Genomic DNA, 25,477 nt, shown 5'->3' with positions numbered 1-25,477 from the left:
CCCCAGTGCCACCCGCTGCGCCGCCACCCGCTGCGCCCGACTCACCGACCCGAACGCCACCGCCCGCACCACGTGGTGCGCGTCCCGCCGCAACCACCCCGACGCGTCGAACCCCACGGCGGCCACCACCTGCGGACACGCCGCCAGCAACGCCCCCGACACCAACGCCGAATGCATCGACGCCTGCGACAGGTACACCCGCCGACCGCACACCCGACACGTCCAGACCCGACAACGCCAGACCGGTGTCCGTCGCATGCACGTGCGCGTCCACGAACCCGGGCGTCACCAACGCCCCCGCCAGATCCACCACCCGGTCCGCGGACGGCGCGTCCGCGTCCACCCCCAACCACACGATCCGGCCGCCGGACACCAGCAGGGCCGTCGCGTTCGGGTCAGCAGGACAATGCAGCAGACCGCCGCGGTACAGCGTCGAGAGGTTCGTCATGGCGTCAGTCTGCCGCCAGCCGGGCCTCGAACAGATCACGGACCCCCGGCTCCGCCCGCAGCAGATCCAGCGCGAACGCCGCATGGCCGGGCACGTACCCGTTGCCCACCAGCATCGTCACGTCCGCCGCCAGACCTTCCGCGCCCAACGCCGCAGCCGCGAAACTCGTCGCCATCGAGAAGAAAACCACCGTGCCGCCGTCCGCCGTGGCCAGCACCGCCCCGTGCTCACAACCCGGCACGTCCACACAGACCACCGTCACGTCCGCCGGCGCACCCAACGCCGACGTCACCGCCGTCGACAACCCCACCGGATCCCGCGCGTCCGCCACCGCCACCACGTCGGCCACCCCGGCCGCCGCCAGCGCGTCCCGCTCCGCCGCCACCGGCACCACCCCGACGGTACGCACGCCACCGGCCCGCCGCGCCGCCGCCAGCGACAACGACCCGCTCTTGCCCGCCCCACCGATCACGGCCACGCCGACCGGCCGGGCGTCCCCCTCACGCGCCCGGTCGGCCACGTACCGCCCCACCACCCGCGCGGTCAGCGCCGGCGCACCACACACGTCCAGCACCGCGAGCGACAACCCCGGACGCAGGTCGGCCGGCAGCACCGCCGCGATCGAGCGCGCGAACAGGATCGCGTACCCGTCGCACGGAACCTGCTCGCCGCGCCCGTCCCAGCCGGCCAACCCGTCGAGGATCCGCAGCGGCGTCAACGTCAGCGACACCAGCGTCGCCACCCGGTCGCCGACGGCCAACCCCAGCGGGGACCGCCGGCCGACCTCCTCCACCGTGCCGATCAGCATGCCGCCGGAACCGGTCACCGGGTTCTGCATCTTGCCCCGGGTCGAGATGATCTCCAGCACCTCGGCGCGGATCTGCTCCCCGTCCCCGCCGTGCTTCTCCGACAACTGCCGGAAACTCGCCGCGTCCAGGTTCAACCGCTCCACCCGGATGCGCACCTCGTTCGGGGCGATCCGCGGATCGGCGTCCAGCCGCCATGCCGCCTGCGGCAGCACTCCCGCCGGTTCCACAACGCGGTGCAGACCCACCGGTGACGTCACGCCGACCTCCCCTGTCAGCCGCGCGAAGCCCTGGCCAGGACTCGCATCGCGGGAAAACTTACGGCAGACTAATTTCTTCACCGGATATTTTCCAGTAGCCTTCGGGCCGCTGATCATCCGCACCACGCACCGAGGAGGGGCCGTGACCCAGACCCAACCGGTTGAGACCATCCCTCAACCCCGTCACGCCCCGGTCGCCGTACCGACCGCCGGGCAGCCGTACGAATACCGGCGCAGCCCTCTGGTCGAACCCGACTGGACCCGCTTCCCCGGCTGGCGCCACATCACCCGCGAGCAGTGGGAGAACGCCCAGTGGCAGCGCGTCAACTGCGTCAAGAACATCAAGCAGCTACGCGCCGTCCTCGGTGACCTCGTCGACGAGACCTTCTACGCCGACCTCGACGCCGACCAGAAGGCCCTGGCCACCATGTCCATGCTGGTGCCGCCACAGATGATCAACACCATGGTCCCGTTCGCCCCGGTCACCACCGAGGCGTTCCTGGCCGACCCGGTCCGGCGCTACATGATCCCCGTCGCCTCCGACCGCCGCACCGACTGGCCGTCACACCCGTACGCCAGCCGCGACTCCCTGCACGAACACGACATGTGGGTCGCTGAGGGCCTCACCCACCGCTACCCCACCAAGGTCCTCGCCGAACTGCTCTCCACCTGCCCGCAGTACTGCGGCCACTGCACCCGCATGGACCTGGTCGGCAACTCCACCCCCGCGGTCGACAAGCTCAAACTCACCCTCAAGCCCGTCGACCGCTACGACGCCCACATCACCTACCTCAAGGCCCACCCCGGCGTGCGCGACGTCGTCGTCTCCGGCGGCGACGTCGCCAACGTCCCCTGGCGCAGCCTCGAGTCCTACCTGATGCGGCTACTCGAGATCGAAACCATCCGGGACATCCGCCTCGCCACCAAGGCACTCATGGGCCTGCCCCAACACTGGCTCCAGCCCGACGTCGTCGAGGGCCTGGAACGCGTCGCCCGCACCGCCGCTCGTCGCGGCGTCAACCTCGCCATCCACACCCACGTCAACCATGCCCAGTCGCTCACCCCACTGGTCGCCAGGGCCGCCCAGACCGCCCTCGACGTCGGTGTGCGCGACGTCCGCAACCAGGGCGTACTCATGCGCGGCGTGAACGCCTCCGCCCCCGATCTGCTGGACCTCTGCTTCGCCCTGCAAGGCGAAGCCGGCATCCTGCCGTACTACTTCTACATGTGCGACATGATCCCCAACGCGGAACACTGGCGGGTCCCGGTCTGGCACGCCCAACAGCTCCAGCACGACATCATGGGCTACCTACCCGGCTACGCCACCCCACGGATCGTCTGCGACGTCCCCTTCGTCGGCAAGCGCTGGGTGCACATGCTCACCGAGTACGACCGGGAGCGCGGCATCTCGTACTGGACCAAGAACTACCGCACCTCGATCGAGTCGGCCGACCTTGAGGCGTTGAACAAGCGCTACGCCTACTACGACCCGATCGACACCCTGCCGCAGCCCGGACAGGCGTGGTGGGAGACCCACCGCGACCATTGATCCCGCCCACGCCGAGGCACGGTCACCGCAGCGGTGACCGTGCCTCGGCGTTTCGGCGCGGCCACTGCTACTGCTTGTTCCCGCCCGGTCCTCTCTGTGCCGCTGTTCTCGTGTGTTGTCACACTTTTCGTAGGCCGTCCTAGGACGGTTGGTTTGTACGGGAAACCCGTAGCTTCCAGTCAGGCCGCCGGGAGGGACCGGGTGGCGGTGAGCAACAGCGGCGACCGCACCCCCAGCCGGACGAGGCAGTCGGCCACCACCGCCGCCAACCATCCGATCGCGTCACCCGACCACTCGGCCAGCTCCCCGCGCAGCACCACCCCGTGTTCGGGCGGACCATGCCAGAAAGCGTCGTCAAACGGTGGCGAAAGGACGGCACCCCGCCCGGCGACCTCGTACGAGGTACAGACGAACACAGCCTGCTCCAGCGCGGCGAACCGGTCGATGAACTGCGCCGCGACCGCCGGCACCGCCGGGTCCTGGCCGCTGTCGACGTCGATCGCCACCGCGGTCCTGGCCCGCGGGGCACACTCGGCGAACCACGGGACCGTGCGCATCGCCGGCACCGGCGCGTACGGCGGACGCGCGGAAGGATCGAGATGCTGAACCGGCAGGAGCAGCTGCACCGCCGACAGGTCCAGGGTGCCGGCCCGTGCCGTCGCCTCCTGCGCGCACCGCAGGAACGGCTGCACCGGAAGCGGCCGGTCGTCGGCCACCGCACTGGCCTCGACCTGGAACCAGGAGACCAACCCCGCGTCAGCCGCGGCGAGGGGATGACGCCAGCCCGCGTCGTTCATGCCCCACAGCCCCGGCGCCCGGAGCATGCCCTCCTCGCATCCGCCTCCGGCGTTCGTGTCGTCGAGCCAACCCATCGCCACCGACCGGTGCCAGAACAGCGAGTACGCGTCGAGTTCCGACCCGGGCTCGCGCCAGGCGTGCGGGACCAGCTCACCGTACAGAGCGGCGAACAGGGTGCCCGCGGTCCGCCGCGCCCCGGGCACCACACCCGGCTGCGCACCGTGCTCCGACACTGCTCTCCCCCGATCGTCGCCGGACGATGCCGCCAGTACACCATTCGACCGTCGTTGCCGGTTCGGCTCTCGGTGTGACCGCACACTCCGTAGTGCATCCTAGGAGGATAGGCGGAAGCGGGTCGGCTGAGCCGGGCCGCGTCGGGACTGGTTGACTGAAAGGCATGAGCGAGATCGTCCTGGTCCGGCACGGTGAGACCACCTGGAGCGCCAGCCGTCGGCACACCTCGTACACCGACCTGGAGTTGACCCCCGACGGGGAGCGCCAGGCCCGCGCGCTCGGCGGCGTGCTCGTCGGCCGGCGCTTCGCCCGGGTGCTGACCAGCCCCCGCCGGCGGGCCCTGCGCACCGCGCAGCTCGCCGGCCTCATGATCGACCGGACCGACGAGGACCTGGTCGAATGGAACTACGGCGAGTACGAGGGAAGCACCACCGCCGACATCCACAGCGACCATCCCGAATGGAACCTCTGGACCGACGGCTGCCCCGGCGGGGAATCCCCCGAGCAGGTCGGCCAGCGCGTCGACCGGCTACTCGCCCGGGTCACGCCCCTGCTGGGCCGGGGCGACATCGTGCTGGTCGGGCACGCCCACTGCCTGCGCGTCGTCGGTGCCCGCTGGATCGGCCTGCCGCCCTCCGGCGGCGGCAAACTGCGGCTCGACACCGCCACCGTCTCCGTCCTCGGACACGAGCACGGTCGGCCGGTCATCCTGCGCTGGAACGGCGGCTGAGCCGCTAACCGGCGTCGCGCGAGCGACGCACCGACGCGCCCGGCGCGATCTTCGGCGGGCGCCCCTCGTACGGGGTGGAGAGCACCACGGTCGTACGGGTGGTGACGTTCGCGGCGGTGCGGATCTCCTGGAGCACCCGCTCCAGGTCCGCCGGGCCGGCCACCCGCACCAGCAGCAGGTAGAAGTCCTCCCCCGCCACCGAATAGCAGGAGTCGATCTCCGGCAGGTGGGCCAGCCGTTCCGGGGCGTCGTCGGGCTGCGACGGGTCGAACGGGCGGATCGCCACGAACGCCGTCAACGGCAGGTCCAGCGCCTCGAACGAGACCTTCGCGGCGTACCCGTGGATCACGCCGCGCTGCTCCAGCCGGCGGACCCGCTGGTGCACGGCGGAGACCGACAGCCCCACCCGCTCGGCCAGATCCGTGTACGACAGCCGACCGTCAGCGGTCAGCGCGGCGACGATGGCACGGTCGATCTCCTCCACGGCGTGCAACCTACCGCGTACCGCGCCGTCACGGGTGCCGGGCCCCGCCGCGGCGAGTCAGCCCTTCGCCAGGGCCCGCGAGATGACCAGCCGCTGGATCTGGTTGGTGCCTTCCACGATCTGCAGCACCTTCGCCTCCCGCATGTACCGCTCAACCGGGTGGTCGGCGACGTAGCCGGCGCCGCCGAGCACCTGCACGGCGTCGGTGGTCACCCGCATCGCCACGTCGGTGGCGAAGAGCTTCGCCTTCGCCGCCTCGATGGAGTACGGCCGGCCGGCGTCGCGCAGCCGGGCCGCGGCGAGCGTCAGCGCCCGCGCGGCGGAGATCTGGGTGGCGTGGTCGGCGAGGTTGAACCCGAGCCCCTGGAAGTCGATGATCGGCCGGCCGAACTGCCGGCGTTCCCGCGCGTAGCCCAGGGCGTAGTCCAGTGCCGCCTGCGCCAGGCCCACCGCGCAGGCGGCGATGCCGAGCCGGCCGGAATCCAGCGCGGACATGGCGATGATGAAGCCCATCCCCTCGCCGCCGATCAGCCGGTCGGCCGGCACCCGGGCACCGTCGAAGGCGATCTGCGCCACCGGGGAGGCGTGCAGGCCCATGGTCCGTTCGGCGGCCTGCGGCAGAATCCCGGGGGTGCCCCGGTCGGCCAGCAGGCAGGAGATGCCCTTCGGGCCGGGCCCGCCGGTGCGGCAGAAGATGTTGTAGAAGTCCGCGGTCCGGGCATGGGTGATCCACGCCTTGGTGCCGGTGACCAGGTAGGAGTCACCGTCGCGCACGGCCCTGGTGGTCAGCGCGGCGGCGTCGGAGCCGCCCTGCGGTTCGGAGAGGCAGTACGCGCCGAGCAGTTCCCCGCCGATGAGATCGGGCAGCAGTTCGCGTTGGGCGTCGTTGCCGAACCCGGCCAGCGGGTAGCAGGACAGGGTGTGCACGCTGACCGCCTCGGCCACGGCGAGCCACCGGCTGGCCAGGATCTCCAGCACCTGCAGGTACACCTCGTACGGCTGCGCGGCACCGCCGTACTCCTCGGCGTACGGCAGGCCGAGCAGGCCGGCCCGGCCGAGGGTGCGCAGCACGTCGCGGGGGAACTCGGCGCGCGCCTCGAAGGCGGCGGCCCGCGGGGCGAGCTCGCGGTCGGCGAGTTCGGTGGCCAGGTCGAGCAGGTCGTGGGCCTCGTCGGTGGGGAGGATCCGGTCGATGGTCATGGCGCGGCGAGCTCCGTCGGGGATGGTGGTGAGCCGTTGGACACCGTCCGGGGTGCGGCCGGCGGCTCCTCGGTGTGGGTGCCGGGCCGCCAGGTCGGTGGCGGTCGGCGGTCCCCACCCGGCCAGCTTAACGGTCGTTTGGCCCTGCGGCCTACTCCGTGCCCGCCCGGCACACCGGACCGGTGGTGACGCGACAGCAGCCGACCGCGTGCCGGCGCAGCGTGGGTCCGGGTGGGCCGCGACGGCCCGACCACCGGCCTGGGTACGGTGTCCGGTGCGTCGGCGCTCGCCGCGGGCGCGGGACACGGGGAGGGTGGATGCACCTGTACGTCGGTTGCGCGATGTGGACGCACAGGGCGTGGCCGGGGCGGGCACTGCCAGCACACGAGCGACTGCGGCACTATGCCGGCTGGTGCACCGCGGTCGAGGGCAACACCACCTTCTACGCGATCCCCACCGTCGAGACGGTGGCGTCCTGGGCACGGCAGACCGGCCCCGACTTCCGGTTCCTGCCCAAGCTGCCGAAGGTCGTCACCCACGATCGCCGGCTCACCGACGCCGACGCGCCGCTGCGGATCTTCCTGGACGCGATCGCGCCCCTCGGTCCACGGGTCGATGCCCTGTGGATCCAGCTACCGGGCTCGTTCGCCCCCACCGACGTGCCCACCCTCACCCGCTTCCTACGCCGACTGTCCACCGCCCACCGGTACGCCGTGGAGGTCCGCCACCCCGCGTTCTTCACCGACCGCCGGGCGGCGGCGCTACTGGACGGCGTACTCACCGACGCCGGTGCCGAGTGGATCCCCTTCGACACCACCGCGTTCTTCCGCCGCCCGCCGACCAGCGACGCCGAACGCGACGCGTGGACGAAGAAGCCACGGCTGCCGCTGCGTACCCACGCACTGACCGACCGGCCGATCGTCCGCTACCTGGGCCGTGACGACACCGCCGCGACCGTCGAGGGCTGGCGGCACTGGGTGGACGTGGTCGCCGGGTGGCTGCGCGAGGGCCGCTCCCCCACCATGTTCGTGCACACCCCGGACAACGCCGACGCGCCGGAGCTCGCCCGCCGCTTCCACGACCAGGTACGAGCCCGGGTGCCGGGGCTGGCCGCGCTGCCGCAGCCGGAGCCGGTCGAGCCGACGACCCTGTTCTGACCGTTCCCGGTTGCCAGCCCGTCGACCGACCCGCGCGGATAGCCTGGTGCCAGGGCGAGGAAGGGCGGACAGGTGGCGCAGCAGCGGGCAACGGCACGCCGACGCCGACTGCTGGGCGCCGGCATCCTCGCCCTGGTCGGGCTGGTGCTGCTGGTCCTGGGGCTCACCATCGCCGACGGCCCCGTCGCCGGGCTGGAGGTTGCGCTGGCCATCGTGCTGCTGGTGACCAGCTACCTGGTGCAGCGGGTTGCCCGCCGCGACACGCTCTACGCCGACAAGGATCGCCGCTGACCGGGGGCAAAGGATCACGCGCCGACTCGCGTCCCCCATGTCGTCGTACCGCTGTGCCAGGCTGTCCGCCGTGGCATCGCAATCACCGATCCTGCTGATCGACGCGCCCAGTCTCTACTTCCGGGCCTACTTCGGCGTCCCCGAGTCGGCGGCGAAGACCGCGGACGGTCAACCCGTCAACGCGATCCGCGGCTTCCTCGACATGCTGGCCCAGCTCGTCCGCACCCGCCGGCCGGGGCGGATGGTCTGCGCGCTGGACCATGACTGGCGGCCGGCGTGGCGGGTGGAGCTGCTGCCGTCGTACAAGGCGCACCGGGTCGCCCCGGCGGGCGGCGAGGTGGTGCCGGACACCCTCTCCCCGCAGGTGCCGGTGATCCTCGACGTGCTCGCGGCCATCGGCATCTGCGCCGTCGGCGCCACCGGGTACGAGGCCGACGACGTGCTGGGCACGCTCTCGGTGACCGAGCCCGCCCCGGTGGAGGTGGTCTCCGGCGACCGGGACCTGTTCCAACTCGTCGACGACACCCGCCCGGTCCGGTTGCTCTACGTCGGTCGGGGCGTGGCGAAGCTGGAGGCCTGCGACGACGCGGCGGTCCGTGCCCGATACGGCGTCCCGGCCGACCGGTACGCCGACTTCGCCGCCCTGCGGGGCGACCCCAGCGACGGGCTGCCCGGGGTGCCGGGGGTGGGCGAGAAGACGGCCGCCCGGCTGATCGAGCGCTACGGCGGCCTGGACGGCATCCTCGCCGCGCTGGACGCGCCGGGCTCCGCCTTCGCCCCGGGCCTGCGCGGCAGGCTCGACGCCGCCCGCGACTACCTCGCGGTCGCGCCGAAGGTGGTCCGGGTGGCCACCGACGTGCCGCTGCCGGAGTTGAACACCGCGCTGCCGACGGCACCGGCCGACCCGCAGCGGCTGTTGGAGCTGGCGCAGCGGTGGAACCTTGCCAGCTCCTGCCGCCGGCTGGTCGACGCCCTCGCCGCCCTCGCCGCCCACGACTGACCGACGCCTTGCCCCCTGGAGCCGACCCTGCGACCGGACCGGCCCGGGCCGGCCTGGCCCCCGACCTCGTTTTGCGGCAAACGGCGCTGTCCGGACGCGGGGATAGCGCCGTTTGCCGCAATCGACGGTCGCACCGCGTCGCCGCGGCCGGACGGCAGCGCCCGAACCGCCGATGTCAGCGTGGCCGGGTGTCGTCGCGACGGCGGGACGGGAACGGTGTGCCGGGCTGCCCGAGGGTCGCCTGGGACCGGGCGCGCAGCCCGACCGGGTCCGGGGCGGCCTGCGCCGTCGGCGCGGCCACCGGCGGCTGCCGGGCGTCGAGGTAGGCCAGCGCGGCGCGGTCGTCGTCGGTTGGCGCGGCGATCAGGGCGTAGACGAGACCGACCACACCGAAGATCACCGCCAGGACGATCGGAATGAGCAGGGTGGTGACCTCCGCGCCGGTGACCTCGCCGCGTTCCTCGTGCAGGTGTACCGACAGGGCGCTCATGCCGGTGAAGTGCATCCCGTTGACAGCGACACCCATCACCAGCGCCGAGGCGCCGATCGCCAGGCCACGGCGGACGGTCATGGCCAGCCAGAGGGCCACCGTGGCGGCGACGACGGCGATGAGCACCGACAGGACGACCCGGAGGGCGTCATAGGTGAGATCGCCGTGGAGTCGCATCGCGGCCATGCCGGTGTAGTGCATGGCGGCCACGCCCAGTCCGGTGAAGAGACCACCGATGATCAACCGGGTCGTGTTGAGGCGGCCGGTGCCGACGATGGCCAGGCCGATGCCGACCGCCACCACGGCGATGATCGTGCTGGCCGCGGTGAGTGGCACGTCGTAGCGGATCCGGGTGCCGTCGACGGCGAAGCCGAGCATCGCCATGAAGTGCATCGCCCAGATGGCGGTGCCGCCGATCGCCCAGGCCGCCAACAACCCCCACCAGAAACGCTGGCCGCCGGTCGCCCCGGTACGGATCCGGCCGGCGCAGACCAGGCCGAGGAACGAGCCGAGTACGGACAGGGCGTAGCTCAGGGTGGGTGTGATCCACCCGTACTCAAAGTGATTGATCTCCGCCACCGCGGCCTTCCCCCCAGTAGTTACCGGCGCGTAATAAAGCGTCCGAGCCATAATCGGGGAGGCTCCGAACAGGTGCAACACCACCCCCCGAACGCTTCGGGGGGTGGCGCCCCGGTCACCGAACGACACCGCGGCCACCGGTCAGCATGCCCGGAAGTGACGATCAGGCGGCGGCGTGGTACGCCAACACGCCGCGGTTCACAGCCGCGATCGCCTGCCGGGCGGTGGCCCGCAGCTCGGCCGACGCACCGCCGGAGTCGGCGAGCTGACCGAGCAGGTCAACGACCTGCCGCGCCCAGCGGACGAAGTCACCAGCGGGCATCTCGCCGTCGAACTGGTGGCCGCTGGCGAGCACCTTGGCCAGCGCCTCACCGCGAGCCCACCGGTAGATCGGCCAGGCGAAGCCGAGATCCGGCTCCCGGGTGACGGCCAGGCCCCGCTGCGCCTCGTCGGACTCGATCTCGCTCCACAGCTTGAGCGTCTCGTCGACGGCGTCGGCGACCGGTCCGCGCGGCAACGACGCCCGCTCGTCGACGTCCCGGCGAGCCTCGAAGACCACCACGGAGACGGCTGCGGCCAACTCTGCCGGAGAGAGCCCGTCCCAGATTCCCCGCCGCAGACACTCGGCGACCAGCAGGTCGGCCTCGGTCCAGATCCGGCCGAGCATCCGACCGGCGTCGGTGACGCCACCGTCGGCGGAGAGGTAGCCGCGGGCGGTGAGCAACGCGACGATCCGGTCGAAGGTGCGGGCCAGGGAGCCGGTGCGGCCGGCGACCCGCTGGCGCAACTCCTCGGTGTCCTTCTCCAGCCGGCGGCGCCGCTCCGCCCAGCGGGCGTGCTCCTCCCGCTCCGGGCAGGCATGGCAGGGGTGACGACGCAACTCGGTACGGAGCTGGCTGATCCGGTGGTCCTCACCGGCGACCTGCCGGGACCGGCCGCCGCGGCGGCCGCCGTGCCGGTCCAGCCCGGTGCCACTCACCTCGGCGGCGAGATCCCGTCGGGCCGCCGGCGAACGGTGGTTGAAGTGCTTCGGCACCCGGATCCGGGCCAGCACCTCGGCCGGGGTGGTGAAGTCACCGGGACTGACCCGACCTGCCCAACGGTCCTGGGTGAGCACCAGCGGACGTGGCTCGCCGAACCCGCCGGTGGCCGGGTCGAGCACGACGGCGAGGCCCGCCCGGCGGCCGGAGGGCACCCGGATCACGTCACCGACGCGAAGCCGCTCCAGCGAGGCCACCGCCGCCGCCTTGCGCTGGACCTGCCCCTGCCGGGCCACGGCCCGCTCGCGGTCGGCGATCGCCACCCGCAGCGCGAAGTACTCGTCGAAGTCGCCGTGCTGGCAGGCGGCCTCCGCCCCGTACGCCTCGATGGTCTCGGTGTTGCGCTGCACCTGCCGAGCCAGGCCGACCACCGACCGGTCCGCCTGGAACTGCGCGAACGACGACTCCAGCAGCGCCCGGGCCGGCTCCGCACCCACCGAGCCGACCAGATTGACCGCCATGTTGTACGACGGCCGGAAGCTGGAACGCAGCGGGTACGTGCGGGTGGAGGCGAGCCCCGCCACGTGCCGCGGGTCCGTCTCTGGCGACCAGACCACGACGGCGTGCCCCTCCACGTCGATGCCCCGGCGCCCGGCACGGCCGGTGAGCTGCGTGTACTCCCCCGGGGTGAGGTCGACGTGAGCCTCACCGTTGAACTTCACCAGGCGTTCCAGCACCACGCAGCGGGCCGGCATGTTGATGCCCAGGGCGAGGGTCTCGGTGGCGAAGACCGCCTTGACCAGGCCGCGGACGAAAAGCTCCTCGACGACCTCCTTGAACACCGGCAGCATCCCCGCGTGATGGGCGGCGAGACCGCGCTCCAGCCCGTCGAGCCACTCCCAGTAGCCCAGAACGGTGAGGTCCTCGCCCGGGATGGCGGTGACCCGGGACTCCACCACCCGACGGATCTCGGCGCGCTCCTCGGCGGAGGTGAGCCGCAGCCCGGCGGCGAGGCACTGCTGCACGGCGGCGGCGCAGCCGGCCCGACTGAAGATGAACAGGATCGCCGGGAGCAGCCCCTCCCGGTCGAGCCGGTCGACGATGTCCGGGCGCAGCGGGCCACGCCAGCGCGGGCCGCGTCGACCGGCGCCCGGGCCGGCGCTGCGCCCCTCGCCCAACTCCAGGCGGCGCATCGTGTCCCGGGTGTAGCGCAGCAGCTCGGGGTGCACGTCGTGCTTGCGGGCGGCGTCGGCGTCGTGGAACAGGTCGAACATCCGCTTGCCGACCAGCATGTGCTGCCACAACGGCACCGGGCGGTGCTCGCTGACCACCACGGCGGTCTCGCCACGCACGGTGACCAGCCAGTCGGCGAACTCCTCGGCGTTGGAGACGGTGGCGGACAGGGAGACCAGGGTGACCGAGGCGGGCAGGTGGATGATCACCTCCTCCCAGACGCCACCGCGGAACCGGTCGGCGAGGTAGTGCACCTCGTCCATCACCACGTACGCCAGGCCCTGCAGCGTGCTGGAGCCGGCGTAGAGCATGTTGCGCAGCACCTCGGTGGTCATCACCACCACGGGCGCGTCGCCGTTGATGGCGTTGTCGCCGGTCAGCAGACCGACCTGGTCGGCGCCGTAGCGGTCGACCAGGTCGTGGTACTTCTGGTTGGACAGCGCCTTGATCGGGGTGGTGTAGAAGCACTTACGCCGAGTCCCGGGCGCGTCGGTCGGACCGGGCGCACCGCGCAGGGCAAGATGTACGGCGAACTCGCCGACCACCGTCTTGCCCGCGCCGGTGGGAGCGCACACCAGCACACCGCTGCCCCGTTCGAGGGACTGGCACGCTTCGCGCTGGAAGTCGTCGAGATCGAACCCCAACTCGAGGGCGAACTCTTCCAGGGCCGGGAACTGGGAGGCCTGCGCGGCCCGGCGGCGCGCCGCGGCGTACCGCTCGGCGGGGCTCGACATGCCTCCAAGATTAGTGCGTACGACCGACGGTCACCCGCCAAGGCATCCGACAGGCCGGTCAGTGGGGGTAGGTAGGGTGCACGACGTGCCGGATCATGCCGAACCGCCCCGAACGCCCGGTGACCTGCGTGACGCCGCCCGTCCGGGTCCCGCCCGCCGACCCGTGGAAGCGGTCCTGTTCGACTTCCACGGCACCCTGGCCCAGGTGGAGGAGCCCTCCGAGTGGGTACGACAGGCCGCCGCGGCGTGCGGGGTGACCCTGGAGCGGATGCGCGCCACCGTACTCGCCGACCGGCTGGTCACCGCCGGCCGGGCCGGCGGGCCGCTGCCCGCGCGGGTGCCGCCCCGGCTGGCCGAGCTCTGGGCCGACCGGGACCTGTACGAGCACGCGCACCGCGAGGCGTACACCGGGCTGGCCGAGACGGTGGACGCCGGCATCGAGGGTTTCGCCGACGCGCTCTACGAACGGCTGCTCGCACCCGACGGCTGGGTGCCGTACCCGGGCGTCGAGCCGACGCTGCGCGCGCTGCGCGAGGCGGGGCTGAAGGTGGCGGTGGTCAGCAACATCGGCTTCGACATCCGGCCGCTGCTCGCCGCCTGGGGCCTGGACGCGCTGGTCGACGCGTACGCCCTGTCGTACGAGGTGGGGCGGTGCAAGCCGGACCCCGGGATCTTCCTGCGGGCCTGCGGGATGCTCGGCGTGGACCCGGAGCGCGCCCTGATGGTGGGCGACACCCCGACCGACGCGGGCGCGGTGCACGCGGGCTGCGCGGTGCTGGTGCTGCCCTGCGCCGACCCGGGACGGGACAACGGCCTCGGCGCGGTGCTCGACCTGGCGCTGCCGGGCTGACCGCGGTGCTCCGGCCGGTGGCGGGCCGGCCGGGAGCGGCCCTCGACCCCCGGACGACTAACGTCGCGGACATGAGCAGCACCGACACGTCGTGGCCCGGCCCGGGCCCGCGCCGCCCCGGCCGGGGGCACCTGGGGGCGGTCGGGCTGGTGCTCGGCGGGGCGGTGTCGGTGCAGTTCGGCTCGGCGGTGGCCGCGCTGATCTTCCCGCGGGTCGGCGTGCCCGGCACGGTGACCCTGCGGCTGACCGTCGGGGCGCTGCTCATGCTGGTGGTGTGCCGGCCCCGGCTGCGCGGGCACGACCGGGGCGACTGGCTGGCGGTGCTCGCCTTCGGGCTCGCCCTGGCCGGCATGAACTCGATCTTCTACCAGGCCATCGAACGGATCCCGCTCGGCCCGGCGGTCACCCTGGAGGTGTTGGGGCCGCTCACCCTCTCCGTCGTGGCCGCCCGCCGGTTGGTCGCCTGGTGCTGGGCCGGGCTGGCGTTGGCCGGGGTCGCCCTGCTCGGCCAGGGCGGCTTCGACCGGCTCGACCCGGTGGGCGTCGCGCTGGCGCTCGCGGCGGGGGCGATGTGGGCGGCGTACATCGTCACCTCGGCGCGGGTCGGTGGTCGGTTCCCCCGCGCGGACGGGCTGGCCCTCGCCCTGGCGGTGGCCGCCCTGGTCACCCTGCCGCTCGGGCTGCGTGACGCCGGTGACCGGCTGTGGCACGCCGACGTGCTGGCGCTCGGCGCGGGGCTGGCGCTGCTCGCCTCGGTGCTGCCGTACACCCTGGAACTGTTGGCGCTGCGCCGGCTGCCCACCGCCACCTTCGCGGTGCTGATGAGCCTGGGTCCGGCGGTCGCCGCGCTCGCCGGCTGGCTCCTGCTCGACCAGATGCTGCACGTGGTGGAGATGCTCGCCATCGGGCTGGTGGTCGTCGCCAGCGCCGGTGCGGTCCGCGCCGCCGCACCGGGCGACGCCAGCACGCGGCCGGCGAGACGCGACGACGCGCCGGACGCCGGTGACGCATCGACCATCCGACTGCCGGACGGGGCGGTCAGCGCAGCAACCGGAGCGCCCCGGGGACGGCGCTGATCCGTACCGGCAGCGGCAACGCCCGCTCCCCGTCGGCGTACGTGGTGATCCCCTCGGCCACCAACTCCACCGTGCGGGCCCGGTACCGGCGCACCAGCGGATGCGTCACATGGGTGCCGGTGTGGATGCGGGGCTTGACCCGCAGCAGGGTACGCCGGTCGAACCGGCCACCGACCACCACGTCCAGCAGCCCGTCGGTGAGATCGGCGTCGGGACAGATCCGCATCCCGCCGCCGTAACTGGCGCCGTTGCCCACCGCCACGAGAACCGCCTCCAGGGTGTGCGCCACCCCGTCCAGGCGCAGCGTGTACCGGCGTGGACGCAGCCGGGCCAGCTCGGCCAGGATCGCCAGGTCGTACCGGAGGCGCCCGCGTGGCCAGCGCATCCGGTTGGCCCGCTCGTTGACCACGGCGTCGAAGCCGGCGGCCAGCACCGCGCCGTACCAGCGGTGGCCGCCGCCGGCCGCGCCGGTCATCCGGGCCAGGTCGACGGGGTGGTCACGGCCGGCACGCAGCGCCTCGGCGATCACCCCGGCCGCGGCGAGCGCGTCGGTCGGGAAGCCGGTGTCGGCGGCGAAGTCGTTGCCGGTGCCGGCCGGCACGGGGCCGAACGGCACCGTCGTACCGGCCACCGCCTGCAACGCCCGGTGCACGGTGCCGTCGCCGCCCACGGCGACCAGCGCGCCGGCGCCGGCGGCGACCGCGGCGTGGCAGGCCGCCTCCGCCTCGCCGGGGGTGCCGGCGGTCAGTAGCCGCACCGGCCGGCCGGCGTCGGCCAGCCGCGCCAGCAACCGGGGCAGCAGCTCACGGTGACGGCCCTGCCCGGCGGTGGGGTTGGCGAGTACGGCGACGGGGCCGGTCGACCGGTGATCCGCTGCGGTCACGGCGAGCACCGTACCGGCACCGGGCACCCGACGGGGCACCACGGGCCGGCGGATGCCGCGATACTGACCCTTGTGCCGAGTCGACACCGCGTCCTGACCAGGTTGCGCCAGGTGGCGTGGGCCGCCGGGTGGCGTCGCGCCCTGTTGCCGGTCGCCGCCGGCACGGTGCTCGCCGTGGCCGCCACCGTGGGCAGCGCCAACTGGATCCGCGCCGGCGCCGAGGGGCACACCTTCACCGTGGAGGACGTCCCCGACGCGCCGGTGGCCCTCGTGCTCGGGGCGCAGGTGTATGCGGATGGGCAGCCGTCAGCGTTCCTCGCCGCCCGGCTGGAGATCGCCCGGCAGTTGTACGCCGCGGGCAAGGTCCGGGCCATCCTGGTCTCCGGCGACCACATGGAGTGGGCTTACGACGAGCCCGGCGCGATGAGCCGCTGGCTGGTCGACCGGGGCGTGCCACCGCAGCGGGTGGTGCTCGACCACGCCGGCTTCGACACCTACGACTCGTGCGCGCGGGCCAGACGGATCTTCGGGGTCGAACGGGCGACGGTGGTCACCCAGTCGTTCCATCTCGCCCGGGCCGTCACGCTCTGCCGGCAGCTCGGCGTGGACGCCAACGGTGTGGGCGACGACACGGTGCAGCGCTACCAGGCCATGTGGCGCCGCGGCGAGCTGCGCGAGTACGGCGCCAGCGTCAAGGCGGCGTGGGACGTACTGTCCGGCCGTGACCCGGTCCACCTCGGCCGGCGGGAACCGGGCGTCGACGACGCGCTGCGCGGCTGACCGCCGCCGCCCGTGTCCTCCGCGCCGCCGCGCCGGTCGGCGTTGGCGCCGTTGCGGGCTGACGCGGCGGACGGAATGCCGCTACGTGACGCATTCGAAGTCGATCGGGCAGCCGGCGGCATGGCGGGGAAGACAGCGGGTACCGGCCCGACATGCCGAACCGACGCAGGCGCGGAGTCGCCCCGGGCGGAACCGACCAGCCGATCGGCAAGCGGACCTCGACCGACCCGGCGGGCGGTGAGGGCACCGATGGCCGCGGATGCGCGCCCGGCTGAGCGGTCCGGGCGGGACGACGCCCGCCTACAGGGGCTGGCCCGCCGGTTGGACAAGCCGATGGGCCTGCTCGGCATCCTGTTCCTGCTGCTGGTACTCGGCCAGGTGATCACCCACGACGAACCGCTCGCCACCGTGCTCACCGTCGCCGGCTGGGTGTTGTGGGTGGTCTTCGTCGCCGAGTTCGCGCTGCGCGCCTGGCTGGCCCGGCACTGCGCCCGAAAGTTCTGGAAGCGCAACTGGTGGCAGCTGATCTTCCTCGCCGTGCCGTTCCTGCGGTTCGCCCGCGCAGCCGCCGCGCTGCGGGCCGCGCGGGGCGGCGGCGTGGTCGCCGCCGCGGTACGCGGCTCCCGGTCCGCGGGACGGCTGCTCACCGACCGGCTGGCCTGGCTGGTGATGGTGACCGTGACGCTCATCCTGGCCGCCGGCCAACTGCTGGTGCTCAGCCGGTCCTACCGAACGTACGGGCAGGCGCTGCACGACGTCACCCTGACCACCATCACCGGTGAGCCGCTCACCGCCACGGACACCACCGCGCAGGTGCTCGAGCTGGTGCTGGCGGCGTACTCCGTGGTGGTCTTCGGCACTCTCGCCGGCGCGCTCGGCGCGTTCTTCCTCAGCCGGGAGCGGGACGAGGAGACTCCCGCCGGCCCCCGGTCGGCGGACTGAGCACCGACGGTGGCGTTCCGCCGCCCGACAGGTCTGGACGCACCACAGGCGGGTACGGATATCCGGCAGCCGCTCGCCGCGACCGGGCGACGACCACCCACAGGAGGAGACATGACACAGCCGGACGAAAGCCGCGAAAAGACCCAGAAAACCGACGACGTGCTCTTCAGCGCCGACGGGGATCCGCACCACGACCTGGCGCAGGCGCCACAGCCCGACGAGCACCTGCCCGCCCGCTTCGTCCACGACGGGAAGTCCGAGACCGTCGGCGACGACTGAGCGGTGCGAGCCCGCACCAGGTCGGCCGGCCGGTCCGGCGGTGCCGCCGCTGGCGGCGGTCGGTCACCATGACACCGTGATTCGTTTTCTGCTCAACGTGCTCTGGCTGATCTTCGGCGGCGGGCTCGTGCTGGCCGTCGGTTACGGCATCGCCGCACTGATCTGTTTCGTCCTGGTGGTCACCATCCCCTTCGGCGTCGCGTCGCTGCGCCTCGCGGCGTACTCACTGTGGCCCTTCGGCCGCACGCTGGTCGCCAAGCCCGGCGCCGGCGTCGCCTCCGGCGTGGCGAACGTGCTCTGGGTGGTGCTCGCCGGCTGGTGGCTCGCCCTGTCCCACATCGTCGCCGGCGTGGCGCTCTGCCTCACGATCATCGGAATCCCGTTCGGCGTGGCCAACTTCAAGCTGGTCCCGGCGGCGTTCTGGCCGCTGGGGCGGGAGGTCGTCGACACGCCCTGACCACATCCCGCGGTCAGGCCCGCCCCCGGGGGACAGCAGTGTCCCCCGGGGGCGGGCGGCGACGAGGCGGCGGCGCTGGCTCTGCTGCCACCGACGCGACAGTGACCCTCAGCCGGTCAGCCAGCGGTGGATGCAGTGCAGCAGGTCGTCGGCGTCGACCGGCTTGGTCACGTAGTCGCTGGCGCCGGAGGAGAGGCTCTTGTCCCGGTCGCCGTGCATGGCCTTGGCGGTCACCGCGATGATCGGCAGGTCCGCGTAGCGGGGCATGGCGCGGATCGCGGCGGTGGCGGCGTACCCGTCCATCTCCGGCATCATGACGTCCATCAGCACCAGGTCGATGTCGTCGTGGCGCATCAACGTCTCGACGCCCGTGCGGCCGTTCTCCGCGTACACCACGTCGATGCCGTGCAGTTCCAGGATGTTGGTGAGGGCGAAGACGTTCCGCGCGTCGTCGTCGACGACGAGGACCTTGCGGCCGGCCAGGGCCACGGAGAGCGGGTCGCCGGGCACGGGCGGTTCGGCGACCACCGGGGTGAACGGCACCACCCGCTCGGGAACGTCGGCCGTCAGGTGCAGGGCGATGCGCTCCCGTAGGTCGTCGAGGCTGCGCAGGACCTCCAACGGCCGATCCTCGGCCATCGCCCGCAACAGGGTCTCCTGCCCCGGCGTGAGGGGGTTGCCGTGGTACGCCAGGACCGGGACGGTGCGCAGGGCGCGGTCGTCATGCAGGGCCTTGAGCACGGCGCCGCCGCTGTCGTCGGGCATGTCGAGGTGCACCACGAGCAGGTGGTGCCGGTGCCCGGCCAACGTCTCCACGGCCGAGGCGGTGTCCACCACCGTGGACACCTCGACCGGCAGATCGGTGAGACCAAGGGCCACGCCCCGGGCCAGCAGGGTGAGCAGCCCCATCTCGTCGTGCTCCAGCACCATCACCCGGCGCAGCTGCTCGGCACGCCACTGTGCGGTCGCCTCGGGCGGCACGGACACGGCCACCGGCGACGCCGTCGGCGACTCGGCGCCCGCCGGCAGGAGCGTGTCGCTGCTCGTCGCGGGCAGGTAGAGGGTGAACGTACTGCCCTTACCGAGCACGCTCTGCGCGGTGATCCGGCCACCGAGCAGGTGGGCTATCTCGCGACTGATCGACAGGCCGAGCCCGGTGCCGCCGTAACGTCGACTGGTGGTGCCGTCGGCCTGTTGGAAGGCGTCGAAGATCGCGCCGAGGTGCTGTTCGGCGATGCCGATGCCGGTGTCGACGACCCGGAACGCGATCACCTGTTCCCGTTCCGTCATGGTGGCGGGCAACTCCTCGGGCCGGGCACGTTCGATACGCAACTGCACCCGCCCCTGCTCGGTGAACTTGACCGCGTTGGAGACCAGGTTGCGCAGCACCTGCCGGAGCCGCTGCTCGTCGGTGTGCAGCCGGGTCGGCACGTCGGGGCCGGTGACGATGTCCAACTGCAATCCGCGCGGGGTGGTCAACGGCCGGAAGGTGGCGTCGACGTAGTCACGCAGGGTGGACAGGTCGAAGGTCTCCGGGTTGATGTCCATCTTCCCGGCCTCCACCTTCGACAGGTCGAGGATGTCGTTGATGAGCTGCAGCAGGTCGGTGCCGGCGGAGTGGATGACGGTGGCGTACTCCACCTGCTTGGCGGTCAGGTTCCGCGACGGGTTCTGCGCGAGCAGTTGGGCCAGGATGAGCAGCGAGTTCAGCGGCGTACGCAGCTCGTGGCTCATGTTGGCCAGGAACTCCGACTTGTACTTCGAGGCCAGCGCGAGCTGCTGCGCCCGGGCCTCCAGCTCCTGTCGCGCCTGCTCGATCTCGGAGTTCTTGGTCTCGATGTCGTGGTTCTGCCGGACCAGCAACGCCGCCTTGTCCTCCAACTCCGCGTTGGAGCGCTGCAACTCCTCCGACCGGGCCTGCAACTCCTCCGACCGGGCCTGCAACTCGGCCGCCAGCCGCTGCGACTCGGTCAGCAGGATGTCGGTGCGGGCGTTGGCGACGATCGTGTTGACGTTGACCCCGATGGTCTCGGTGAGCTGGTCGAGGAAGTCCCGCTGGATCTCGGTGAAGTGGCTCATGCTGGCCAGTTCGATGACACCGAGCACCTGGTCCTCGAAGAGGACCGGCAGCACCACCAGGTGCCTGGGCGCCGCGGCGCCGAGACTGGAGGATACGGTGACGTAGTTCTCCGGCACCGCGTCGACGACGATCGCCCGTTTGCTGAGCGCCGCCTGCCCCACCAGCGAGTCGCCGAGGGCGTACCGGCGGCGGCGGGCGTCGTGCCCGTAGCCGCCGACGACCCGCAGGTCCGCTCCGTCGCTGGTCTCGTCGACCAGCAGAAAGGTGCCGAGTTGTGCCGACACCAGCGGGGCCAGCTCGTTCATCACCAGCCCGGCCACCACCTCCAGGTCCCGGTGGCCCTGCATGAGCCCGGAGATCCGGGCCAGGTTGGTCTTGAGCCAGTCCTGTTCCTGGTTGGTACGGGTGGTCTCGCGCAGCGACTCCACCATCGAGTTGATGTTGTCCTTCAGTTCGCCGACCTCACCCGGGGCGTCCACCGTGATCGACCGGGTCAGGTCGCCGGTGGCCACCGCGCTGGTCACCTCGGCGATGGCCCGCACCTGCCGGGTCAGGTTCCCGGCCAGCTCGTTGACGTTCTCGGTGAGCCGCTTCCAGGTGCCGGAGACCCCCTCGACCTCGGCCTGGCCGCCGAGGCGGCCCTCGCTGCCGACCTCCCGGGCGACCCGGGTCACCTCCGCGGCGAAGGAGGACAACTGGTCGACCATCGTGTTGATGGTGGTCTTGAGCTCCAGGATCTCGCCCCGGGCGTCGACGTCGATCTTCCTGGTCAGGTCGCCCTGCGCGACGGCTGTGGTGACCTGGGCGATGTTGCGGACCTGGCCGGTCAGGTTGTTCGCCATGGAGTTGACGTTGTCGGTGAGGTCCTTCCAGGTCCCCGCGACGTTCGGCACCCGGGCCTGACCGCCGAGGCGGCCCTCGGTGCCCACCTCCCGGGCCACCCGGGTCACCTCGTCGGCGAACGCGCCGAGGGTGTCGACCATGGTGTTGATGGTCTGGGCGAGGACCGCGACCTCGCCCTTCGCCTCAACAGTGATCTTGCGGCTCAGGTCGCCCTGCGCCACGGCGGTGGCGACCAGGGCGATGGAGCGCACCTGGTTGGTGAGGTTGTTGGCCATCTCGTTGACGTTGTCGGTGAGGTCCTTCCAGGTGCCACCGACGTTGAGCACCCGGGCCTGACCGCCGAGGCGGCCCTCGGTGCCCACCTCGCGCGCCACCCGGGTCACCTCGTCGGCGAACGCGGAGAGCTGGTCCACCATCGTGTTGATGGTCTCCTTCAGGGCCAGGATCTCCCCGCGCGCGTCGACCCGGATCTTCTGCGTCAGGTCACCCTTGGCCACCGCCGTGGTCACCTCGGCGATGCTGCGCACCTGGGCGGTGAGGTTGTCCGCCATCACGTTCACCGACTCGGTGAGGTCCTTCCAGGTGCCGGAGACGCCCTTGACGTCGGCCTGGCCGCCGAGGCGGCCCTCGGTGCCCACCTCGCGCGCCACCCGGGTCACCTCGGCGGCGAACGAGGAGAGCTGGTCCACCATCGTGTTGATGGTGTTCTTCAGTTCCAGGATCTCCCCGTGCGCGGTCACGGTGATCTTCTGTGACAGGTCACCGCGGGCCACCGCCGTGGCCACCTGGGCGATACTGCGGACCTGGTCGGTGAGGTTGCCGGCCATCGAGTTCACCGAGTCGGTGAGGTCGCGCCAGGTGCCGGCGACCCCGCTCACCTGGGCCTGACCGCCGAGCCGCCCGTCGGTGCCCACCTCCCGGGCCACCCGGGTCACCTCGGCGGCGAACGAGGAGAGCTGGTCCACCATCGTGTTGATGGTGCTCTTGAGCTCCAGGATCTCGCCCCGAGCGTCGACGGTGATCTTCTGTGACAGGTCACCCCGGGCCACCGCCGTGGTCACCTGGGCGATGTTGCGCACCTGGCTGGTCAGGTTGCCGGCCATGAAGTTCACCGAGTCGGTGAGATCGCGCCAGGTGCCGGCCACGCCGGGGACCTCGGCCTGGCCGCCGAGGCGGCCCTCGCTGCCGACCTCCCGGGCCACCCGGGTCACCTCGTCGGCGAACGACGACAGCTGGTCCACCATCGTGTTGATGGTGATCTTCAGCTCCAGGATCTCGCCCCGGACGTCGACGGTGATCTTCTGTGACAGGTCACCCCGGGCCACCGCCGTGGCCACCTCGGCGATGTCGCGGACCTGGTCGGTCAGGTTGCCGGCCATGGCGTTGACCGAGTCGGTGAGGTCCTTCCAGGTGCCGGAGACGCCGGGCACCTCCGCCTGGCCGCCCAACTGCCCCTCCGTGCCCACCTCACGGGCCACCCGGGTCACCTCGGAGGTGAACAGCGAGAGCTGGTCCACCATGCCGTTGAAGACGGTCGCGATCTCCCCGAGCAGGCCGTCGGCGTCCTCCGGCAGCCGAGTGCCGAAGTCACCGTCGCGCACGGCGGTCAGTCCCGCCAGCAGCTGTCGCAGCCCCGGATCGGCCACCGGGGACGCAGCCGGGGCTGCACCCTGCGATCGGGTCTCAACCGTCATATCGCCCACCACGACCACCTATGCGCCGCCGGCGGAGAGCCGGCAATTCCACCATCGACCACCGCGAAAGTATGCACGGGTTCGACTCGGTCGCGCACCGCGCCGGCCCGCGCGTCGGTACGGTCGCTGATCGGACCCGGCAATGCGGTGCACCTGCAGGACCGGCCGCGCCGTCTGCGACACGGCCACCAACGCGCCGAAACACCGTTTATCCGCTCACCGCCGTTGGGTACACCTAGCGTCACCTCGACCCCCACGACCCGGGAGGCCCCCATGCGCGGACCGTCGATTTTCGGAGTCATCGTCGTGATCTGGCTGATCATCGGCGCCGTCGCGGCCGGCCAACGCGGCTACTACGGCAACGACGAGACCAACTGTGCGGAGGCCGGGACGATCCTGGTGACCATCGTGGCCGGCCCGCTGAACTACATGGGCGCCAACCCGAAGGTCGACTGCAAACTCCCCGAGCCGTCGAAGTAGATCCTTCCCCGCCGCATCGTCGGCCCGCGTCCACCCTCCCGGGGCGCGGGCCGATGCCGTACCGCTGGCCGGCGTCGCGGTCACTACCCGTATGGCATCCTAGGAGGCTGGGTTGTGGCGGTGCTCAGCCCCCGACGTGGATGCCGGGACGGCGGGACGCTTCCGGTTCGCTCTTGCGGATGATCTCCCTGACCACCGGCGGGGTGTCACCCCGACCGAGGATCAGGTAGCGCAGCAGGTGGGCCACCGGATTTCCCTCGGACCACTCGAAGTGCGCGTGCGGGCGTACCCCGGTGGCGTCACGAAGGGCGAATAGGATCGCGGCGATCGCGTTGGGCACGGCCGGGCTGCTGGCCCGTAACACCCGGTACCGGCCGATCTCCACGCCACATACCCGCAGCACCTGGCTGAACTGCGACGGATCCACCACGTCGATCTCCAGGAAGAGGACGTCGGCCGCGCCCGGCACCGGGTTCATGCCGCGCTGCGCGCGCTCCTTGACCCGGTACTCCTTCATCGCCCCGCCGTCGCGCTTGTGCGCGATCAGGTGCAGCCGGCCGTCGTGAGCCAGCGACTCGGCGATCATCCGCCGGGCCGCCTCGTCGAACTCGACCCGTTCCGCCCGCAACTCCGTGGTACGGGTGATCCGGGAGATCAGCGAGACGACGACGATGCCCGCGATGAACATCGCCGAGATGGCGATCCCGTCCGGTTTCTCGATCACGTTCTCCACCAACGCGTAGAGCAGGACCGCGGTCAGCACACCGAACCCGACGCGGGCGACCCGACGTCGGGCGTGAACCGCCGAGATGGTCACCGCCGCCGCGCCGGAGACCATCATCGCGAGGATCCCGGTGGCGTACGCGCCGGCCTGGGCGTCGACGTCGGCCCGGAAGGCGATCGTGATGGCGATGCTGATCAGCGTGTAGACCAGCACCACCGGCCGCACCGCCCGACTCCACTCCGGCGCCATCCCGTACGAGGGCAGGTACCGAGGCACGATGTTGATCAGGCCGGCCATGGCGGACGCGCCGGCGAACCAGAGGATCAACACGCTGCTGATGTCGTACGCCGTCCCGAACGCCTCCCCGAGGTGCTCGTGGGCCAGCCAGGCCAACGCCCGGCCGTTGGCCGTACCGCCCGGGCCGAACTCCTGCGGCGGGATCAGCACGGTGGTCACGAAGGTGGTGGTGATCAGATATCCCGACATGATCACGGCGGCGGCGGTGAGCAGTTTGCGGGTGTTGCGGATCCGTGCCGCCAGCCGCTGCTGCGGTTCGGTTCCCTCCCCCCGCACCAGGGGCATCATGCTGACCCCGGTCTCGAAGCCGGAGAGCCCCAGCACCAGCAGCGGGAAGGCCAGCACCGCCGGGCCGAGCAGATCACCGACGCCGACGCCGCCGGCGGTCAACGCAGCCACCCACTCCCCCAGCAGGGACGGATCGGCGACCAGCTCGGCCAGGCCGACCAGCACGATCACCGCGTTGAGCGTGAGGAAGGTCGCCACCAGCGGAATCGCCACGGTCACCGCCTCGGTGAACCCCATCAGGAACACCCCGCCCAGCACCACCAGCAGCAGCACGGTCACCACCACCGCGGCCAGGGTGCCGTGCGGGAAGGCGGCCGGCAGGTACGGGTTCTCCAGCAGGTGGACCGTGGCGTCGGCGGCGGACAGGGTGATCGTGATGATCCAGGAGGTGGCGACGAAGCCGAGCAGCACCAGGACGAAGAGCTTGCCCCGCCAGAACGGCAGCAGCCGCTCCAACATCGCCACCGAACCCTGCCCGTGCGGGCTCTCCACCGCCACCCGCCGGTACATCGGCAACACACCGAACAGGGTCAGCGCCACGATCAGCAGCGTGGCCAGCGGGGAGAGCGCCCCGGCGGCCAGCACCGCGATGGCAGGCAGGTAGGACAGGGTGGAAAAGTAGTCGACCCCGGTCAGGCACATCACCTGCCACCAGGGGTGGCGCTTCTGCTGGCCCTCCTCGGCCTGCGGGCCGGGCGGCGGCACCCGGTGGGCGAACAGCCAACGCCGCAGTGATCCCTCCGGGGCCTGGGAACGGACGTGGCTGTCCACGCACTCGGGGATCACCACCGGCCCCGACCGGGTGCGCTCGCCCTGCCCCGGTTCCCGGGC

General features: G+C 72.1%; 20 protein-coding genes and 2 pseudogenes. 12 read left to right on the top strand and 10 right to left on the bottom strand.

Annotated elements, in window-relative coordinates:
* Positions 1-448 (bottom strand): annotated as a pseudogene (locus E1166_RS17350) (amidohydrolase family protein); the annotation flags it as partial.
* 4 nt (positions 449-452) lie between these two features.
* A complete protein-coding gene (locus E1166_RS17345; RefSeq protein WP_207914300.1) occupies positions 453-1,502 on the bottom strand; it encodes a zinc-binding alcohol dehydrogenase in 1,050 nt (349 codons plus the stop codon).
* A 154-nt stretch (positions 1,503-1,656) separates the two neighbouring features.
* Here E1166_RS17345 and E1166_RS17340 point away from each other — a divergent pair, with 154 nt between their 5' ends.
* Positions 1,657-3,063: a lysine 2,3-aminomutase gene (locus E1166_RS17340; RefSeq protein WP_132340142.1), complete on the top strand. Its 1,407-nt coding sequence runs from the start codon at positions 1,657-1,659 to the stop codon at positions 3,061-3,063.
* A 179-nt stretch (positions 3,064-3,242) separates the two neighbouring features.
* On the opposite strand, the gene E1166_RS17335 is transcribed toward E1166_RS17340, so the two are convergent.
* Positions 3,243-4,094, bottom strand: coding sequence for a hypothetical protein (locus tag E1166_RS17335; protein ID WP_132340140.1), 852 nt, complete (start codon positions 4,092-4,094; stop codon positions 3,243-3,245).
* A gap of 164 nt (positions 4,095-4,258) precedes the next feature.
* Between E1166_RS17335 and E1166_RS17330 the strand changes: the two are divergent.
* Positions 4,259-4,930 (top strand): annotated as a pseudogene (locus tag E1166_RS17330) (histidine phosphatase family protein).
* On the opposite strand, the gene E1166_RS17325 reads toward E1166_RS17330, so the two are convergent.
* Complete coding sequence (locus E1166_RS17325) at positions 4,830-5,309, bottom strand: Lrp/AsnC family transcriptional regulator (RefSeq protein WP_132340136.1); 480 nt, start codon at positions 5,307-5,309, stop codon at positions 4,830-4,832. The pseudogene E1166_RS17330 and the gene E1166_RS17325 sit on opposite strands and share 101 nt — an antisense overlap.
* A 57-nt stretch (positions 5,310-5,366) precedes the next feature.
* Positions 5,367-6,509, bottom strand: coding sequence for an acyl-CoA dehydrogenase family protein (locus tag E1166_RS17320; protein WP_132340134.1), 1,143 nt, complete (start codon positions 6,507-6,509; stop codon positions 5,367-5,369).
* Positions 6,510-6,850: 341 nt separating this feature from the next.
* On the opposite strand from E1166_RS17320, the gene E1166_RS17315 reads away from it, so the two are divergent.
* The 3 genes from E1166_RS17315 to E1166_RS17305 all read left to right on the top strand — a co-directional run bounded on the left by E1166_RS17315 (position 6,851) and on the right by E1166_RS17305 (position 8,957).
* The gene (locus tag E1166_RS17315) at positions 6,851-7,666 is read left to right on the top strand and encodes a DUF72 domain-containing protein (RefSeq protein WP_207914298.1); all 816 of its coding nucleotides are present in this window, start codon (positions 6,851-6,853) and stop codon (positions 7,664-7,666) included.
* A 72-nt stretch (positions 7,667-7,738) separates the two neighbouring features.
* On the top strand, positions 7,739-7,957 hold the full coding sequence (locus E1166_RS17310; RefSeq protein ID WP_132340130.1) for a hypothetical protein: 219 nt from the start codon (positions 7,739-7,741) through the stop codon (positions 7,955-7,957).
* Positions 7,958-7,994: 37 nt separating this feature from the next.
* Complete coding sequence (locus E1166_RS17305) at positions 7,995-8,957, top strand: 5'-3' exonuclease (RefSeq protein WP_165944364.1); 963 nt, start codon at positions 7,995-7,997, stop codon at positions 8,955-8,957.
* Between the two features lie 175 nt (positions 8,958-9,132).
* On the opposite strand, the gene E1166_RS17300 is transcribed toward E1166_RS17305, so the two are convergent.
* Positions 9,133-10,026: an MHYT domain-containing protein gene (locus tag E1166_RS17300; RefSeq protein WP_132340126.1), complete on the bottom strand. Its 894-nt coding sequence runs from the start codon at positions 10,024-10,026 to the stop codon at positions 9,133-9,135.
* A 163-nt stretch (positions 10,027-10,189) separates the two neighbouring features.
* The gene (locus E1166_RS17295; protein ID WP_132340124.1) at positions 10,190-12,973 is read right to left on the bottom strand and encodes a DEAD/DEAH box helicase; all 2,784 of its coding nucleotides are present in this window, start codon (positions 12,971-12,973) and stop codon (positions 10,190-10,192) included.
* 124 nt (positions 12,974-13,097) lie between these two features.
* Between E1166_RS17295 and E1166_RS17290 the strand changes: the two genes are divergently transcribed.
* Positions 13,098-13,823, top strand: coding sequence for an HAD-IA family hydrolase (locus E1166_RS17290; protein WP_243710396.1), 726 nt, complete (start codon positions 13,098-13,100; stop codon positions 13,821-13,823).
* A 71-nt stretch (positions 13,824-13,894) separates the two neighbouring features.
* Positions 13,895-14,899 carry an EamA family transporter gene (locus E1166_RS17285; RefSeq protein WP_132340119.1) on the top strand — a complete coding sequence of 335 codons (1,005 nt, stop codon included), beginning with the start codon at positions 13,895-13,897 and terminating at the stop codon, positions 14,897-14,899.
* Here E1166_RS17285 and E1166_RS17280 read toward each other — a convergent pair.
* Complete coding sequence (locus E1166_RS17280; protein ID WP_132340150.1) at positions 14,862-15,791, bottom strand: diacylglycerol kinase; 930 nt, start codon at positions 15,789-15,791, stop codon at positions 14,862-14,864. The genes E1166_RS17285 and E1166_RS17280 overlap by 38 nt on opposite strands.
* Before the next feature lie 135 nt (positions 15,792-15,926).
* Between E1166_RS17280 and E1166_RS17275 the strand changes: the two genes are divergently transcribed.
* From E1166_RS17275 to E1166_RS17265, 4 genes are all read left to right on the top strand, one after another.
* A complete protein-coding gene (locus E1166_RS17275) occupies positions 15,927-16,562 on the top strand; it encodes an ElyC/SanA/YdcF family protein (protein ID WP_243710395.1) in 636 nt (211 codons plus the stop codon).
* 249 nt (positions 16,563-16,811) lie between these two features.
* Entirely contained in the window at positions 16,812-17,504 is a 693-nt protein-coding gene (locus E1166_RS17270) for a hypothetical protein (protein ID WP_207914294.1), read from the top strand.
* Between the two features lie 111 nt (positions 17,505-17,615).
* A complete protein-coding gene (locus E1166_RS31000; protein WP_165942600.1) occupies positions 17,616-17,783 on the top strand; it encodes a hypothetical protein in 168 nt (55 codons plus the stop codon).
* 76 nt (positions 17,784-17,859) lie between these two features.
* Entirely contained in the window at positions 17,860-18,240 is a 381-nt protein-coding gene (locus tag E1166_RS17265; RefSeq protein WP_132340114.1) for a YccF domain-containing protein, read from the top strand.
* A gap of 108 nt (positions 18,241-18,348) precedes the next feature.
* Here E1166_RS17265 and E1166_RS17260 read toward each other — a convergent pair whose 3' ends face one another.
* Positions 18,349-22,857, bottom strand: a complete 4,509-nt coding sequence (locus tag E1166_RS17260) for a HAMP domain-containing protein (protein WP_132340111.1) — start codon at positions 22,855-22,857, stop codon at positions 18,349-18,351.
* 273 nt (positions 22,858-23,130) lie between these two features.
* On the opposite strand from E1166_RS17260, the gene E1166_RS17255 reads away from it, so the two are divergent.
* Positions 23,131-23,337: a hypothetical protein gene (locus tag E1166_RS17255; protein WP_132264780.1), complete on the top strand. Its 207-nt coding sequence runs from the start codon at positions 23,131-23,133 to the stop codon at positions 23,335-23,337.
* Between the two features lie 124 nt (positions 23,338-23,461).
* Here E1166_RS17255 and E1166_RS17250 read toward each other — a convergent pair whose 3' ends face one another.
* Positions 23,462-25,432: an amino acid transporter gene (locus E1166_RS17250; RefSeq protein ID WP_243710394.1), complete on the bottom strand. Its 1,971-nt coding sequence runs from the start codon at positions 25,430-25,432 to the stop codon at positions 23,462-23,464.
* Between the last annotated feature and the right edge of the window lie 45 nt (positions 25,433-25,477).

The organism is Micromonospora sp. KC213, from assembly GCF_004348325.1.
In the GTDB taxonomy this organism is placed as follows: domain Bacteria; phylum Actinomycetota; class Actinomycetes; order Mycobacteriales; family Micromonosporaceae; genus Micromonospora.
This window is presented reverse-complemented; position numbering and strand designations above follow the sequence as displayed.